Below are 15,465 nucleotides of genomic sequence, written 5' to 3'. Positions count from 1 at the left end.
GCACGGCGTGCACGCAGGGACGCAGGTCCGCGACCGACGCACCGGACACCCCGGACACGGACGAGCCCCGGACATCCGCCGATGTCCGGGGCTCCTCGTCTGCGGGTGTCCGCGGCGGGACTCGGCCTCAGTTGTGCCCGCCCGCGCCGTCGCCGGCCGCGTCACCCCCCGCGTCGTTCCCGCCGCCGCCGTCGCCGCCCGCGCCGTTGTCGTCGGCGCCACCGTTGCCGTCAGCGCCGCCGTTGTTCTGCAGACCGCCGTCGGCACCGGCGTTGGCCTCGGCACCGCCGTTGTCCTGGACGCCTCCGTCGAGGCCGCCGTTGTCCTCGGCGCCGCCATCGGCACCCGCGTTGGCCTCGGCACCGGCATTGGCCTCGGCACCACCGTTGTCCTCGGCGCCGCCATCGGCACCCGCGTTGGCCTCGGCACCGGCATTGGCCTCGGCGCCGCCGTCCGCGCCCTCTCCGGCGCCCGCGCCGTCACCGATCTGCGCGCCGACCGCCGCGAGAGCCGTGGTCACCGGCTGGAAGAAGGTCTCGCCGCCCGAGGTGCAGTCTCCGCTGCCGCCCGAGGTGAGACCGATCGCACTGCCGTCCTGGGTGAAGAGCGCGCCGCCGCTGTCGCCCGGCTCAGCACACACGTTGGTCTGGATCAGACCGGTGACGGTGCCCTCGGGGTAGTTCACGGTGGCGTCGAGTCCGGTGACCTGGCCGTCGTTGAGGCCGGTGGTGCTGCCCATCCGGATCACGTCCTGGCCCACGGCCGCGTCGGCCGCCTGAGTGATCGCGACCGTCTGGCCGTTGCCGAGGTCGACCTCGCTCGGGGCCTCGGTGGCCGGGTCGTCGTACGTCACCAGCGCGAAGTCACCCTCGCCCGGGAACACCGCTTCCTGGACCGTGCCGATCGGCTCGCCGTTCGCCTCTTCGGACCACTGCTCGGCCGCGACCCCGCAGTGTCCGGCGGTCAGGAAGCCGGGGCTGCCGTCCTGCGTGGTCACGTTGAAGCCCAGCGAGCAGCGCGCACCGCCACCGAAGATGGCGTCGCCGCCCTCGAGGAAGGTCTTGAACTCGCCGGCGGACTTCTGGATGCGGGCCACGCCGGGGCCGAGGGCCTTCACGGCGGATTCCAGCCTGTCCCAGCGCTCGCCGGCGACGGTGCGGTCCGCCGTCACGAGGACCTGGTTGTTCCGCGGGTCGACGGCCCAGGAGGTGCCGGCCATCGTGGCCTGCTTGCTGAGCGTGCTCTTCGCCGCGGTCAGCTTCGTGGCGCTGTTCTGGACGCTCCTCGGCACCGCGCCGGCCTTCTTGACCTGGACGACGACGTTGTTGTTGTCGCCCACGACGTTCACGACGAGCTGCTGCTTGTCGGAGTCGTAGTACGCACCGCCGTAGGACTCGCCGAGCTGCCGGCCGAGCTGCTGGAGGAGCTCTGCCGCGGAGGCGGCGCTCATCTTCTTCGGAGCCGACGCCGCCTCGGACTGGGAACCGTCCTGCCCAGCGTAGGCCTGTGGGAGCAGGATGGCAGCCGCGGCGATGCCGACGGCACCCGCTCCCGCCAGAACGGCCTTTCGCTTGGTTATTCGCCTGTGACTCAACTCGTCGCCTCCTGTAGGGGGTACGGAGTCCGGTTGCCGATGGACACCGGGGGACGCGTCCGCCCTTGGATACGCATGAGGCGCGTGTTGTTCTCATCGCACAAGCAAAAGAACCTTGTTGATGGTTCGTCAGAAAGCGCTCAGGGCGCCAGTGAACTGCCGCAACGGGTGCAGTAACGTGCGTCGATTGCCTCGGCCGGACGATCGCAGGCGGGACAGATCCGGTTCAGCAGGCAGGCCGCTTCGCCGCCTTCGGGTTCCGGTTTCCGTTCCGGTTCCGCGGAAACGGCGGCGACGGGGGAGGCTGAGGCGTTGCGGATGGCGAGCCCGGGACGGCGGGTGTGCGCGGTGACGTAGGCGAGTCCGTCCGCTCCGGCGAACAGCGCACGATGGCTGCCGCGCGGGAGCCAGGCCAGGGAACCGGCCTCCAGCCGCTGCCGGCCGGCGTCGGTCTCCAGCTCGCCGCTGCCGTCGAGTACACAGAGAAGGACGTCCAGGTCCGCCTCCGCATGGCGGGCGACCCGGTCACCGGGTGGTACGCGGATGATGTTGGCGTCCAGTTGCCTGCCCGCCTCCGACAGTCGCCACAGCGCGCCGCCGCGGTCCGCGGGCACCGCGCGCACGTCGGCCAGGCCGGCGAGAACTCCCGCTCTCGGGGACACCGTCATCGCATTCCTCCCGAACAGGGCCCGGACGTCGGCGAGCCCCCGCCGGGCATCATTGCACAATGCAAGAGAGCGGTACCGCCACCGGAAACCGGGCGGCGCCCCGCCATGAGTACGGGTCGGGCGAGGGGCACGTTCATCGGCGGCGGCCGCGGCGGCAGGGTAGAAAGAGGCCCATGAAGGAGCAGACACAGCAGCCCGGCGCGATCGGTCACGACCGGGAGACGGGCGGTCCCCGCTTCGGGCCGCGCGCCGACGGGATGGACGACGTGGAGGCGGTCACCGGTGCGGTGCTCACGGCCTCCCGGCTGCTGGTCGCGATCTCGGCGCGGTCCCTCGCCGCAGTGGAGGACCGGGTCACGCTCCCCCAGTTCCGGCTGCTGGTCGTGCTGTCCACGCACGGCGCCGCCAAGCTCGTCCTGCTCGCGGAACGGCTGGCCGTCAGCCCCTCGACGGCGATGCGCATGGTGGACCGGCTGATCGCCGTCGGCCTGGTGGACCGCCGGACCAACCCCGGCAACCGCCGGGAGACGGAGCTGCGGCTGACCCCGGAGGGGGCACGCATCGTGGACGAGGTGATGACCAAACGGCGCGGGGAGATCAGCACGATCGTCGAGCGCCTGGCACCGGAGCAGCGCGCGTCCCTGATCGCGGCGCTGAACGCCTTCTCCGAGGCGGGCGGCGAGCCGGACGCCCCGTCCGGACCGGTGGAACTGCACCCGCTCGGCTGGACCTCCGGCACATAGAACCCGACACCGAGCGCCGTGTCCCATCACAGATGGAATGATCGTATATTTTCCGTCAGTGATCATTATCGTACGAAGAGTTGCGGCCGTGGCCGCCCTGGGTGCCGTGCTCGCCGGCTGCGGAAGCGGGGCTTCGTCCGCCCCGCCCTCCCCCGGCAAGGCCGCCGCTGCGTCGCCCCATCCCGGAAAGCCCCCGGCGCAGCGCCCGAAGCAGGGCCCGCCGACACTCGCCCCCGGTCCGGGCGGGGTGACACCCGTCTTCGAGCGGGCCGCTTCCTCCACCGCGACGGGCGACATGACCGTCGCGCTCACCTTCGACGCCGACATGACGGCGGATCAGGGACCGCGGGCGGACGACGGCGAGCGCTTCGACAACCCAGGGCTCATCGCCGCGCTGCGGGAGCTGAAGGTCCCCTCGACGGTCTTCATGACCGGCCGCTGGGCCGAGCAGTATCCGGATCAGGCGAGGGGGATCGGCAACGACCCGCTTTTCGAGACGGCCAACCACTCCTACAGCCACCACGCCTTCAAGGACTCCTGCTACGGCCTCCCGACGGTGGCCAGGAGCGAGATGCGGGCCGATGTGGACAGGGCGTTCGCCGCGTTCTCGAAGGCCGGGGTGCGCAACACCGTGCCGTACTTCCGCTTCCCGGGCGGCTGTTACGACGACGCCGCGCTGCGGGCCATCGCCCCGGCCCAGGTGACCGCCGTCCAGTGGGACGTCGTCAGCGGGGACGCCTTCGCGACGGACGCGGACGCGGTCGCGGAACAGGTGCTCGCCGGGGTGAAGCCCGGATCACTGGTGGTGATGCACTGCACGCGCAGCGCGGCCCCGGTCACCGAAGAGGCGGTCCGGAAGATCGTCCCCGAACTGCGCAAGCGCGGCTATCGCCTGGTCAAGGTCTCGGAGCTGATGCGGAGGGGCCGGGCCTAGGCTCTGTCCGGTGCCTCGCCCCCGGCCGCTTCGAGTGGAGCGATCGCCGCCCTCAGGCGCATGCTGGGTACAGGCCTTCAGGGCAAGGGAGCCCTTTGTCCTCGAAGCGCGTCCTGCGCTGAGGAAGGCGATGCGCGCATGCCCATCATTTCGCCAGGATTCCACGGCCGGCGGCCCACCGACGGCAAGAAGCTGCCGCCCGGCCAGTACGAGACGTACGACTTCCCGGTGCTCTCGACCGGCCCGACTCCCCATGTGCCGCTGGAGACCTGGGAACTCGCGGTCGTCGCGGAGGACGGCCGGCGGCACACGTGGGACTGGGCAGCCTTGCAGAAGCTGCCGATGGAGACGCCCACGGTCGACCTGCACTGCGTGACCAAGTGGTCCAAGTTCGACACCGAGTGGCGAGGAGTGTCCCTCGACGTCCTGCTCGCGGATGTCGAGACAGCGGCGGACTTCGCCCTCGTCCACTCCTACGGCGGCTACACCACCAACCTCCCGCTGGAGGACCTGCTCGACGGCCAGGCGTGGATCGTGCACGACTACGACGGCCAGGAGTTGGCGCCCGAGCACGGCGGGCCCGCCCGGCTCCTCGTTCCGCATCTGTATCTGTGGAAGTCCGCGAAGTGGGTGCGCGCGATCGAACTCCGACTGGACGACGAACCGGGCTTCTGGGAGGGCGCCGGCTACCACAACTACGGAGACCCATGGCAAGAGCAGCGATACAGGGGCGACTAGGCGACCGTCTGCGCTGGCGAACCGCTCAGGTGGAGGACCGGCGTACGGAGTCGGGAACGGCGACCACGCTCGTGCTGAACGTGCCGGACTGGCCGGGCCATCTGGCGGGTCAGCACGTCGACGTGCGGCTGACCGCCGAGGACGGGTACAGCACGCAGCGCAGCTATTCGATCGCCTCCGTCGCGGACGGCGAGCAGCTGGAACTCACGGTGCAGCGCATCGATGACGGGGAGGTCTCCCCCTATCTCGTGGACACGCTGCTGGTCGGGGGCCTCGTCGAGATCCGCGGTCCGGTCGGTGGCTGGTTCGTCTGGCAGCCCGAGCAGTCGGAGCCGGTTCTGCTGGTCGCGGGCGGCTCCGGGATCGTGCCGCTGATGTCCATGATCCGTACGAGGTCGTCGATCGGCAGCCGGGTCCCGTTCCGCCTGCTGTACTCCGTACGCGATCCGGCGGACCGTCTCTATGCCGACGAACTGCGCAAGGGCTCTCCGGGCCTGGACATGACGTACGTCTACACACGGGTGACACCCGACGGATGGCCCCGGCCGGCGGGGCGCGTGGAGCCGGACGACCTGGCGCGGCACGGCTGGCCCCCGGATTTCGAGCCGACCTGCTACGTCTGCGGCCCCACCGGCTTCGTCGAGAAGGCCGCCGCCTACCTGGTCCTTCTCGGCCATTCCCCTGATCGCGTCCGCACAGAACGCTTCGGCTAGCGGAGGGTGACATGACGATTTCAGCCGGCCACGCGTTCAGCGGGCCCAGCTACACGGACGGCAACGCGCTCGCGGGACCGCTGTCCGAGATCTTCGCGGTCGATGTCACCGCGGCGATGAGCCGGTGTGCGCACTGCACCCGTACCGGGCCCCTGGGCGGGCTGCATGTGTACGACCGCGGCCCCGGCCGCGTCGCCCGCTGCCCGGGATGCGGGGAGGTCATGATGCGCATGGTCCGTGGCAGGGGCGAGGTCTGGCTCGACATGAGCGGCACCGCGGCGCTCGCCATTCCGATGGACGACCAGTGAGCAGGCGCTGAACACGCCTGCCCACGTCGGCGCGTTCCTTCACGCCGTCCCGAAGAGGCCCGCATAGGTCCCGTAGCCCTCACGCTCCAGGTCGTCGCGGTGGATGAAACGCAGGGAAGCCGAGTTGATGCAGTAGCGCAGTCCGCCCGCGGACCGGGGACCGTCGGGGAACAGATGGCCGAGGTGGCTGTCGCCGTGGGCCGAGCGGACTTCGGTACGCAGCATCCCGTGCGAGGCGTCCCGCCGCTCGACGACGTTCTCCGCGTCGATCACCTTGGTGAAACTGGGCCATCCCGTGCCGCTGTCGTACTTGTCCGCCGAAGCGAACAGGGGCTCACCGGAGACGACATCCACATAGACGCCCGGCTCCTTGTTGTCCCAGTACTCGTTGGCGAACGCGCGCTCCGTGCCGTCCTGTTGCGTGACCCGGTACTGCTCGGGTGCGAGTTGCGCGACAGCCTCGGGGTTCTTGACGTACTCGGGCATGGCACCTCCTGGGGCGGATCCTCGGACGGACGGCACCGAGTCGACGAGCGCCCCGAAGCGACCGCGCCGATCGACCGCTGCCGATCTCAGCGCTGCTGGTCCTCGGGGTCGGGCACGATATGCACCGCGGCCTCCTCCGCGGAGGCGGCGCCGCCGTCGATGCCCACGTCGTGCGCCCAGTAGTCGTAGCCGTCGTAGCGCCGCCCGCCCGTCACGTCGGTGTCCCAGGCCAGCAGACGGCCCGCCCGCTCGTCGCCCACCTCGTCGTCGATCAGCTCGCCATCCGTGTCCGAGGCGTCACCGATTCCGTCACCCTCGTCGACGGTGTTCTCGCCGACCTCCCGGGCCAGCCGATGGTCGAGGTCCTCGTGCGACAGCGCCTCTCGGGCCGTGACGCCCCACTCGCCGATACCCAGAGGCCGTTCCGGCGGCGAGTACCCGGCGTCCAGGAAGTCGCCGATCTCCTCGTCGTCCAGACCCTCCTGGGATCTGAGCAGCCCCGCCGATTCGGGGCTTTCCGACTCGCTCGTCGATGCCATCGCTGAGTCCTTCGTGCCGTGGGATGCGCCCCGGCGAGAGCTGAACAGCGGCCCGGGGGACGCCGCCATCCCGGAATGCATCGTTCCACCCAGCGTAACGCTGTTGGCCGTCACGGGAATGTGGAAGGAGTGAGTCCTGCCTCGCTCAGTCCTCCGCGACGCGGATGATCGTCTTGCCGCGGGTGCGCCTGCCGGGGCCGAGCGCGTTCGGCGCTTCGGCGAGCGGCCGCACGGATCCGACGATCGGCTTCACCCTGCCGTCGCGGAGCCTCTGGGCGAGATCCAGGAGCCCGGCGCGATCGGGTTCGACGATGAAGAAGACCGCGCGCCCGTCCTCGGGACGGACCGTGGGCGGCATGGCAACGGCGACGAGCGTGCCACCGGCGCGCACCAGCGCCGCCGAGCGGTCGAGGACCTCTCCGCCGATCGCGTCGAACACCACGTCGACCTCGCCGGCGTCCTCCAGCCGATCGTTCTCGAGATCCAGGTAGACATCCGCGCCGAGACCGAGGGCCACGTCCCTGCCGCCGGCCCGCCCGGTGCCGATCACCCGCGCTCCCGCGTCGTGCGCGAACTGCACCGCGATCGATCCGACGCCGCCCGCGGCACCATGGATCAGTACCGTCTGCCCCGTCATGAGACGACCGTGGCCGAACAGGCCCTGCTGCGCGGTCAGCCCGGAGATCGGCACCGCCGCGGCCACCACGTGGTCGACGTCCGACGGGAGCGGCGCGAGGTTGCGGGCCTCCACGGCGGTGTACTCGGCCAGTGAGCCGTTGCGGGTCCAGTCGGTCAGTCCGAACACCCGCTGGCCGACGCTGAGGCCGGTCGTTCCGTAACCGAGTTCGACGACGACACCGGACAGTTCATGGCCCGGCACGCTCGGGGTCCGGTCGCGGCCGGCGCGGTCGGTCCACGTCCCCGGCCAGTCGAGCTCCCCGGACGTGAACCCTGCGGCGTGGACTTTCACGATGACGTCGTTCTCGGCGGCATGCGGGTAGGGCATGTCCGTCAGAGAGAGTCCACCGAGACCGGCGTCGCGGTCTCGAACGGTGATGGCTTGCATGGCAGGTCCTCTCTGTGACGAAGGATCACATCGGTCACCCCGCGCGCACGCCCATCCATCGACACAACCACCCGGCCGTGGCACGGGCAACTCGGCCGGACGCACACACCGCCGCGCCGCCCGACCTCCCGTGGTCGCCGGGGCGTGGTTCACGGAGTGCGGCCCCGCCCGGCCGTTGGGCTGGTGGTGTGGTCGTCCGTCGCCCCCCGCGCCGTAACGGCCGTGGCAGGGGCCCCGAGCGCACCATGGACGGCGTCGCACCGCCGTGAACGGCACGGTGACCGAATCCAGGAGGGCTCCGTGACCGCCCAGCAGCAGACCGCCGACGCGCTTCCCGACCGCTTCGACGGCCTCCGCGCCCTCGTCGTCAACTGCACGCTCAAGCGGTCGCCCGAGGTGAGCAACACCCAGGGACTCATCGACAAGAGCCGGGCGCTGATGGAGACGCAGGGGGTCCGGGTCGACGTCGTACGGGCCGTCGATCACGACATCGCGACCGGCGTGTGGCCGGACATGACCGAGCACGGGTGGCCGAGCGACGAGTGGCCCGCCCTGTACGAGCGGGTCCTCGCGGCGGACATCCTCGTCCTGGCCGGCCCGATCTGGCTGGGCGACAACAGCTCCGTCATGAAGCAGGTCGTCGAGCGGCTGTACGCGTGCTCGTCGCTGCTCAACGACCGGGGCCAGTACGCGTATTACGGGCGGGTCGGCGGGTGTCTGATCACGGGCAACGAGGACGGGGTGAAGCACTGCGCCATGAACGTCCTCTACAGCCTCCAGCACCTCGGGTACACGATCCCGCCGCAGGCGGACGCGGGCTGGATCGGTGAGGCCGGCCCCGGGCCCTCGTATCTCGACCCCGGATCGGGCGGCCCCGAGAACGATTTCACCAATCGCAACGTCACCTTCATGACCTGGAACCTGATGCACCTCGCCGCCATGATCAAGCGGGCGGGCGGCATCCCCGCCCGCGGCAACCAGCGCACCGAGTGGGACGCGGGCGCACGCTTCGACCAGCCGAACCCCGAACACCGGTGAGCGGGCCGGCGGCCGGCGGGCAGGTCGCCCGGGTGCCCGCCGGTCGGAGCGGGACCCCCCGCGCCTACTGCTTCGGCCCGCCGGCGGATCCGCTCTCGCCATGGCTCGTCTCGACGAAGCGCGCTTCTTCGTCCACCACCCGCACGGCCTCCTCCAGGATCGCCCGTACTTCCGCCCCGGGGATGATCGCCGCCCCGGCCGCGTCGGCGAACACGTAGTCACCGGGACGCACCACCACTCCGGACACCACCGCCGGCCGGTTCGCCTCGTACGGCGTGACGGCGTTGCCGCCCCAGTGCACGGCCTCGCCGCTGCAGTAGGCGGCGAACTCGTACTCCGCGAGCTCGGTGAAGTCCCGCAGGCGGGCGTCCGTGAGGATCCCGGCGAGCCCGTGGGCAGCGAGCGGGGAGAGTTTGACCTTGCCGCCGAGTGACGCGTCCGGGTAGCCGTTGCTCGCCAGGACCAGCACCCGCCCCTGCCCGCCGTCGCGGATGGCCTCACGGAAGAGCTCGGTGAAGTTGTACCGGTCCGCCGGCAGGGACTTCTCGCACGACGGCAGATACGAGACGGTGACGGCCGGCCCGAAGAGCAGGCGATCCGGCGTGGGGCTCTTGAGATCCATCAGATGGCATCGGTGCCGGTGAAATCGCCCCATGGCGTCGACGACGTCTGCGGTGTGCACACGAGCCGCGAGTTCGCGCAGTCGCGGCGCTTCCTCCACCATCGGACCTCCCGCACGTCCGCCCAGCCCTGCCTGCGGCGCGGGCACGGCGGCGCCGGATGGCGTGCCGACGCCTTCGGCGAGCTCTTCAGCAGCACTCTCCATCTTGCGCCGCCGAACCGGCGGCGGCTACACGATCACCGCCGCGTCAGTTCGACGCGGGCTGCGCCGTGAGCTCGCTGGGCCGCACGATCACGAAGCCCTCGCCCTGGAGCATCAGCTGGACGGCCTCGCCCGAGCCGCCGCGGATCATCGAGCCGACGGACTGGGAGCGGTGCAGCGAGGTGTTCAGCTGGGCGCTCCAGCCGACGACCGCGTCCGTGTCGACGTAGACGGGCTGCTGCGCGGTGACGGGAATGACGATGGGGTTGCCCTCGCAGATGACGGCGAGCTTCCCGTAGCCGGTGAAGAGACTGTTGAAGAGGCCCCCGCCGGTCATGCCGGCGCCCTTCACCGTCCGTATCTCGTACGAGAGTGTGGCGTCGAAACAGAGGACGTTGCGACCGTTGATCGTCAGGGCGTCGCCCTGGTCGATGTCGACGATGAAACAGTTCTGCGCCTCGTGCGCGAACCACGCCTCCCCCTGGCCGCGCACCGCCATCAACGCCAGGCCCTCACCGGTGACCGCACGCTTGAGCATGCCGCCGATGCCCTGGCTCTTGCGCTCGAACTGGAGGTTTCCGCGGTAGGCGATCATCGATCCCTGCCGCGCGTGCATCTCACCGTTCACGGCGTACTTGACCGATTTGGCGTTCTGCAGGGTCATTCCGGGCACGGTGGCCTGCTGCGCCATGTTCTCCGAGGCAAAAAGATCGCTTTTCATGGGGTGCATCGTCGCCCGGACGCGTCCGTTCCGCCAACAGCCCCGCGAAACGGGTCCGGAGCGGCTGGCAGACTGGCGGTGTGAGCAGCGAAGACATCAGCCCCGACAGTCCCTTCCGGCACGAGAGCGTCTCGCGCGACGAAGCCCCGCAGTACGTGCTGCCGCTGGTCGTGCGGATCGAGAAGGCCGCGCCCCCGGCGCGCACCGACGCGCTGGAGACCGCCGCACGGGCCGTGCTCACCATCCTGTCCGACGACCGCTCGGCCGGGGACGGCGAGTGGGCGCAGGCGATGCGCGACTGGCAGGACGCCCGTATCCGCAAGGTCGTCCGGCGGGCGCGGGGCGCGGAGTGGCGCAAGGCGTCGGCGCTTCCCGGGATCACGGTGACGGGCGAGGAGACGGAGGTACGCGTCTTCCCGCCGGTGCCGCTCGACGGCTGGCCCAAGGAGCTGGCCAAACTACAGGTTTCCGGCACGGATCTGGACGATCCGGAGCCGCCGGCCGAGCCGGGCCCGGGAGAGCCGGTGCTGTGGCTGAGCCCCGAACTGGACATGTCGGCCGGCAAGGCGATGGCCCAGGCCGGGCACGGCGCCCAGCTGGCGTGGTGGGAACTGTCGGACGCCGACCGCAAGTCGTGGCGGGACACGGGATTTCGGCTGTCCGTCCGCACCCCGGGGCGTGCCCGGTGGCAGGAACTCACGGTCAGCGGGCTGCCCGTGGTGCGTGACGCCGGCTTCACGGAGATCGCTCCGGGCTCCTGCACCGTGGTCGCCGATCATCCCTCGCTCCGGAGTTGAACACTCCGCCGCCGCGTTACGTACCTCTCAGTACCGCCGAATGCATTGAACACGGATTCAGTTGGCGGTTGGTTTGCGGTGTAGCACATCGGCTCAGGAGGCATTTTGTTGCGGCGCATCAACGGGACGGCACTCATCATCGCGGCCCTGGTCGCCACGGTAGGGGCCCTGGCGTTCCCTGTGTGGTCGTACGCGGACCGTTCCGGCACCGGCCAGGACAACATCAACGCCTCTTCGGTGGCGACGCAGTGGGGACCTCTGACGGCGACCGACCGCGACTTCCTGGTGAAGGTCCGGCTGGCGGGACTCTGGGAGCTGCCCGCGGGGCAGCAGGCGATCGAGCGGGCCCCCACGAAGGCGATCAAGGACGCCGGTGACCACCTGATCGTCGGTCACTCGGACCTCGACAAGCGGGCCCGCACCGTGGCGGCGCAGCTCGGGGTGGAGCTGCCGAACCAGCCCAACGACATCCAGCAGGGCTGGCTGCGGGAACTCTCGGCGGCCAGCGGGCGCGAGTACGAGTACAAGTTCGCCAACCTACTGCGCAACGCGCACGGCAAGGTGTTCGCTCTCGTCGCGCAGGTCCGGCACACCACCCGGAACACACTGATCCGGCAGCTCGCGACCGACGCGAACATCACGGTGCTGGACCACATCACCATGCTGGAGAACACCGGGATGGTCGACTTCGACGCCATCGCCAACGAGGCGGCCACCGGCGTGACCGCGAGCCCCACCGGCCCGCCGCCGCCGGACGGCAACCTGCCGCCGGCGCCGGCGCCCGTGGAGCCGTCCGGCAACCAGTCCGTCACCTCGAAGCCCTCGCCGGTCGCGCCGGGCACGGTCAACACCAACCGCCCGGAGGCGCCGGAACCGCAGCCCGCGGGCTAGTCGGTCCGGCCGGGCCGCAACCTCAAATGAACCTCTGAACGTCCCCTCCTCCGGATTCACCGCCGTCCTGCGGGGCCATAGGCCCTGCACGCACCGTCACACGGCGCAGTGGGCAGAGGAGGGGACTTCCCATGGAACTGGGTATCGGAATCGGCTGGCGTCCTGAGATCGCGGACGCCGTGGAGGGCCTGCCGGGCCTCGACTGGGTCGAGGTCGTGGCGGAGAACGTCTGCCCCGGCCATCTGCCCGCCTCGCTGACGCGGCTGCGTTCGCGCGGCACCAAGATCGTCCCGCACGGGGTCTCCCTCGGTCTCGGCGGCGCGGACCGTCCCTCGGAGCAGAAACTGGCCGATCTCGCGGAGCGGGCCGTGGCGCTGGATTCGCCGCTCGTGACGGAGCACATCGCGTTCGTCCGGGCCGGCGGTGTGCGCACCGCATCCCCCCAGCTCGAGGCCGGCCATCTGCTGCCGGTGCCCCGCACCTGGGACGCGCTCAAGGTGCTCTGCGAGAACGTGCGCATCGCGCAGGACCTCCTGCCGGTGCCGCTGGCGCTGGAGAACATCGCCGCGCTGATCTCCTGGCCCGACGAGGAGCTCACGGAGGGCCAGTTCCTGGCCGAGCTGGTCGAACGCACCGGCGTGGGCCTGCTGATCGACGTGGCGAACCTCCACACGAACCATGTGAACCGCGGTGAGGACCCGGCGAAGGCGCTCGACGAACTGCCGGTCGAGGCGATCCGGTACGTCCATGTCGCGGGCGGTGTCGAACGCGACGGCGTCTGGCACGACACCCACGCCCACCCGGTCACCGAACCGGTCCTTTCGGTCCTGCGCGAGCTGAGGTCCCGGGTCGCGCCGCCCGGAGTCCTGCTGGAGCGTGACGACGACTTCCCGCCGCCGGGGGCGCTGGCGGCCGAACTGGAGACCGTCCGCGCGACGGTGGTGAACGGCGCCGGGCCCGCGGCCCGCGCCGACGACGAGGCAGGCACGGTCCTCGCCGGCGACGGCGTGCGCGCGGCGCCGGGGACCATGGACGTCGGCGTGCGCGCCGCCGTCGGGGAGGTGGACCCCGGGGCCCGGGAGCGCGTCGGTATCGCCCAGGCCTCCCTGCTCTCCGCCCTGGTCGCCGGGACGCCCGCTCCCGAGGGCTTCGACCCGCAGCGGCTCCGTGTGCAGAGCCGGGCGCTCGCCGCCAAGCGCGCCGACGTCGTCGCCAAGGTCGCGCCCGAACTGCCGGAGATCCTCGGCACGGGCTACCGGCCCGCCTTCCTCGACTACGCCAAGTACCGCCCCATGCAGGCCGGTTACCGGCGTGACGCGCTCGACTTCGCTGAGCAGCTGCTCGTCGCCGGGCAGCCCGCCGACGAGAGCGCCCGCCGGCTGCTGACCCGGTGGTGGGAGGAGCGCGCCGGAACGCACCCGCCCCGGCGCGCCGCCCGCATCGTCCGGGCGGCACGGGCCGCGCTGGTGAGGAGGTGACCGCCGTGACCGTCCTCGCGATCCTCGTCCACGTCGCCGTGGCCGCCTCGTCCACCGCGCTGCTGGTCCTGGTGTCCAGGTCGCAGCGCGGCCCCGCCCCCGGCGTCCGGGCACAGATCCACGACGTGTACGAGGCCGCCTTCCTCGGCGGCGGTCCGGCGCGGGTGGTGGACGCGGCGCTCGCCGTGCTGCACGCGGACGGGCGGCTGGCGATCGGCGGTCCCGGCATCGCCGTCGCCCAGCGCCCGGTCGCCCAGGACCTCGTGGAACGGGCGGTGTTCGACGAACTGGCCGCGTCGCCCACCGGTGCACTGCACACCCTGCGCCGCTCGGTGATGCGCAGTCCCGCGGTGCAGGAGATCGGCGACGGTCTCGCAGCGCGCGGGCTGATGCTCCCGCCCCGGGCGAACCGTGCTCTGACCGTCTGGGGCCTCTGCCAGGGGTTCGTGTGCGTGATGGGGTTTCCGTTCGCGTTCGTCGTCACGGTTCTGAGTTTCGTCTCGGGTCCCGAGGACCCCGGGATTCCCTTCATCGTGCTGGTACTGCCTGCCTTGTTCGTGGGCATCGGGATCGGCTTCACGGCGGCCGCCCGCTCACGCCGCCGGATCAGTTCGGCCGGCCAGGACGCCCTGCGCTCCTTCGGGGTGCAGTTCGCGCACCTGCACTCCCCCGCCCATCTCGTCGCCCTCCACGGCCTGCGCGGCGTGACGGACCCCTTCCTCCAGGCGCAGCTGAGGACCGCGGCCCGGACTCCCGTGTCCCGGTACGAGCGTTCGGCCGCTGTCGCGGCCACCACCACGGTCGTGTGGTGTGCGGCGGCGAGCCCGGACGGCGGCGGAGGGTCCGGCTGCGGCAGCAGTTCCGGCTCGGGGTGCGGCGGTTCGTCGGGTGGGTCCGGCTGCGGCGGGTCCTCCGGCGGCTCCAGCTGCGGGGGTTCGTCGGGCGGCTCGAGTTGCGGGGGTTCGTCCGGCGGGTCGAGCTGTGGGGGCGGCGGCTCCTGAACGGTTCTCCGTGACCGCCGCGCCGTCACCGGTCCCCGGTGTCGTGTCCGGATCGTGGACAAGATGTGGCGCCGCGAAGGAGATCTCGCGTACAACACGCCCATGCTCTCGCTCCTGTTTCTGTTCCTGGCCTGGTCAGCGGCGGGACTCAGCTGCGCCCGCCTGTGTCTCGCGGCGGTCGACACGGCCCGCCCGCCCAGCGCGCGGCTCGGCGCACAGCGGGAGTTGACGCTGTACGAGGCGGCCTTCCTGGCCGGCGGACCACATCGGGTCACCGAGCTCACCCTCGTCTCCATGCACCGCCGGCGCAGGCTGCTGCTGGCGCACACGGGCTGGGCCACCGTCGTGGACCCGGACGGCGAGGACGATCTGGAACGTTCGGTGATCGGCGCCATCGGACCCGCGGGTCAGGCGCGGATAGGGGCGGTACGGGCCGCCGCGTCCGCCGCCGACGCGGTGCGCACCCTCGCCGACCGTCTGGTCCACGCGGGTCTCGCCGTCCCGGACCGGGACCGGACGCAGGTGGCGTCCGCCGTCCGTCAGGTGCGCGGCGCGACCGTGCTCACCGCGGCGCTGGCGGTGCTCTCGCTGCTGATGGTCCCTCAGGAGGCGGGCGGTGGCGGTCCCTTGATCATCTGGTTCGCGCTGCCGCTGATCCTCACGCTCGGCGCTCTGGCGATCGCCCGGATCGAGGTGCATCCCTACACCAGGTGGGCCTCACCCGACGGCCGGCGTCTGCTGGTCGGCCTCGTCGGCACCGTGGACGGCAGCGAGCGGGCGTTCCTGACCGCGGTGGCGGTGCACGGCGTCGGCGCGGTCGACGACCCGTCGCTGCGGGCCGCTCTCACGGTCGGCCGCACGAGTGGTTCACCTCTTACGGGTCATTGAGGCCGACACCCCATTCAGGTTCTTTACATGACTATCTGC

The 15,465-nt window shown here is 71.3% G+C and carries 18 protein-coding genes; 11 read left to right on the top strand and 7 right to left on the bottom strand.

The window, feature by feature from the left end; translation table 11 throughout:
* Positions 1 to 127 precede the first annotated feature (127 nt).
* The gene (locus ACFWU3_RS14030; RefSeq protein ID WP_384435891.1) at positions 128 to 1,594 is read right to left on the bottom strand and encodes a S1 family peptidase; all 1,467 of its coding nucleotides are present in this window, start codon (positions 1,592 to 1,594) and stop codon (positions 128 to 130) included.
* 140 nt (positions 1,595 to 1,734) lie between these two features.
* Positions 1,735 to 2,262 (bottom strand): hypothetical protein, encoded by a 528-nt coding sequence (locus ACFWU3_RS14025; RefSeq protein ID WP_384435888.1) that lies wholly within the window; start codon positions 2,260 to 2,262, stop codon positions 1,735 to 1,737.
* Positions 2,263 to 2,519: 257 nt separating this feature from the next.
* On the opposite strand from ACFWU3_RS14025, the gene ACFWU3_RS14020 reads away from it, so the two are divergent.
* The 5 genes from ACFWU3_RS14020 to ACFWU3_RS14000 all read left to right on the top strand — a co-directional run bounded on the left by ACFWU3_RS14020 (position 2,520) and on the right by ACFWU3_RS14000 (position 5,698).
* Positions 2,520 to 3,005, top strand: coding sequence for a MarR family winged helix-turn-helix transcriptional regulator (locus tag ACFWU3_RS14020; RefSeq protein WP_384436170.1), 486 nt, complete (start codon positions 2,520 to 2,522; stop codon positions 3,003 to 3,005).
* A 97-nt stretch (positions 3,006 to 3,102) separates the two neighbouring features.
* Entirely contained in the window at positions 3,103 to 3,939 is an 837-nt protein-coding gene (locus tag ACFWU3_RS14015; RefSeq protein WP_384436167.1) for a polysaccharide deacetylase family protein, read from the top strand.
* 138 nt (positions 3,940 to 4,077) lie between these two features.
* The gene (locus ACFWU3_RS14010) at positions 4,078 to 4,677 is read left to right on the top strand and encodes a molybdopterin-dependent oxidoreductase (protein WP_384435885.1); all 600 of its coding nucleotides are present in this window, start codon (positions 4,078 to 4,080) and stop codon (positions 4,675 to 4,677) included.
* The gene (locus ACFWU3_RS14005; protein ID WP_384435882.1) at positions 4,647 to 5,390 is read left to right on the top strand and encodes a ferredoxin reductase; all 744 of its coding nucleotides are present in this window, start codon (positions 4,647 to 4,649) and stop codon (positions 5,388 to 5,390) included. Before ACFWU3_RS14010 ends, ACFWU3_RS14005 begins: the two co-directional genes overlap by 31 nt.
* Before the next feature lie 11 nt (positions 5,391 to 5,401).
* Positions 5,402 to 5,698, top strand: a complete 297-nt coding sequence (locus ACFWU3_RS14000) for a DUF6510 family protein (protein WP_384435879.1) — start codon at positions 5,402 to 5,404, stop codon at positions 5,696 to 5,698.
* Between the two features lie 39 nt (positions 5,699 to 5,737).
* Here ACFWU3_RS14000 and msrB read toward each other — a convergent pair whose 3' ends face one another.
* The 3 genes from msrB to ACFWU3_RS13985 all read right to left on the bottom strand — a co-directional run bounded on the left by msrB (position 5,738) and on the right by ACFWU3_RS13985 (position 7,789).
* Positions 5,738 to 6,184 (bottom strand): peptide-methionine (R)-S-oxide reductase MsrB, encoded by a 447-nt coding sequence (gene msrB / locus ACFWU3_RS13995; RefSeq protein ID WP_384435876.1) that lies wholly within the window; start codon positions 6,182 to 6,184, stop codon positions 5,738 to 5,740.
* 86 nt (positions 6,185 to 6,270) lie between these two features.
* A complete protein-coding gene (locus ACFWU3_RS13990) occupies positions 6,271 to 6,723 on the bottom strand; it encodes a DUF5709 domain-containing protein (RefSeq protein WP_384435873.1) in 453 nt (150 codons plus the stop codon).
* A gap of 145 nt (positions 6,724 to 6,868) precedes the next feature.
* Entirely contained in the window at positions 6,869 to 7,789 is a 921-nt protein-coding gene (locus tag ACFWU3_RS13985) for an NADP-dependent oxidoreductase (protein WP_384435870.1), read from the bottom strand.
* Between the two features lie 300 nt (positions 7,790 to 8,089).
* On the opposite strand from ACFWU3_RS13985, the gene ACFWU3_RS13980 reads away from it, so the two are divergent.
* The gene (locus ACFWU3_RS13980) at positions 8,090 to 8,827 is read left to right on the top strand and encodes a flavodoxin family protein (protein WP_384435867.1); all 738 of its coding nucleotides are present in this window, start codon (positions 8,090 to 8,092) and stop codon (positions 8,825 to 8,827) included.
* A 64-nt stretch (positions 8,828 to 8,891) separates the two neighbouring features.
* On the opposite strand, the gene ACFWU3_RS13975 is transcribed toward ACFWU3_RS13980, so the two are convergent.
* Both ACFWU3_RS13975 and ACFWU3_RS13970 read right to left on the bottom strand, forming a co-directional pair.
* Positions 8,892 to 9,551 carry an RraA family protein gene (locus ACFWU3_RS13975; protein ID WP_384435864.1) on the bottom strand — a complete coding sequence of 220 codons (660 nt, stop codon included), beginning with the start codon at positions 9,549 to 9,551 and terminating at the stop codon, positions 8,892 to 8,894.
* A 145-nt stretch (positions 9,552 to 9,696) separates the two neighbouring features.
* The gene (locus ACFWU3_RS13970) at positions 9,697 to 10,371 is read right to left on the bottom strand and encodes an AIM24 family protein (RefSeq protein WP_313943520.1); all 675 of its coding nucleotides are present in this window, start codon (positions 10,369 to 10,371) and stop codon (positions 9,697 to 9,699) included.
* Positions 10,372 to 10,451: 80 nt separating this feature from the next.
* On the opposite strand from ACFWU3_RS13970, the gene ACFWU3_RS13965 reads away from it, so the two are divergent.
* The 5 genes from ACFWU3_RS13965 to ACFWU3_RS13945 all read left to right on the top strand — a co-directional run bounded on the left by ACFWU3_RS13965 (position 10,452) and on the right by ACFWU3_RS13945 (position 15,426).
* Positions 10,452 to 11,168: an aminoacyl-tRNA hydrolase gene (locus ACFWU3_RS13965; protein WP_384435861.1), complete on the top strand. Its 717-nt coding sequence runs from the start codon at positions 10,452 to 10,454 to the stop codon at positions 11,166 to 11,168.
* Between the two features lie 108 nt (positions 11,169 to 11,276).
* A complete protein-coding gene (locus ACFWU3_RS13960; RefSeq protein ID WP_384435858.1) occupies positions 11,277 to 12,059 on the top strand; it encodes a DUF4142 domain-containing protein in 783 nt (260 codons plus the stop codon).
* Between the two features lie 131 nt (positions 12,060 to 12,190).
* Entirely contained in the window at positions 12,191 to 13,537 is a 1,347-nt protein-coding gene (locus tag ACFWU3_RS13955; RefSeq protein WP_384435855.1) for a DUF692 domain-containing protein, read from the top strand.
* A 5-nt stretch (positions 13,538 to 13,542) separates the two neighbouring features.
* Positions 13,543 to 14,538 carry a TIGR04222 domain-containing membrane protein gene (locus ACFWU3_RS13950; RefSeq protein ID WP_384435852.1) on the top strand — a complete coding sequence of 332 codons (996 nt, stop codon included), beginning with the start codon at positions 13,543 to 13,545 and terminating at the stop codon, positions 14,536 to 14,538.
* Positions 14,539 to 14,640: 102 nt separating this feature from the next.
* Complete coding sequence (locus tag ACFWU3_RS13945) at positions 14,641 to 15,426, top strand: TIGR04222 domain-containing membrane protein (RefSeq protein ID WP_384436164.1); 786 nt, start codon at positions 14,641 to 14,643, stop codon at positions 15,424 to 15,426.
* Positions 15,427 to 15,465 lie beyond the last annotated feature (39 nt).

The sequence above is a fragment of the Streptomyces sp. NPDC058685 genome, from assembly GCF_042714725.1.
Classification (GTDB): Bacteria; Actinomycetota; Actinomycetes; order Streptomycetales; family Streptomycetaceae; genus Streptomyces.
Note: the sequence above shows the minus strand (reverse complement) of the source record. Positions and strands in the feature narration are given on the sequence as shown.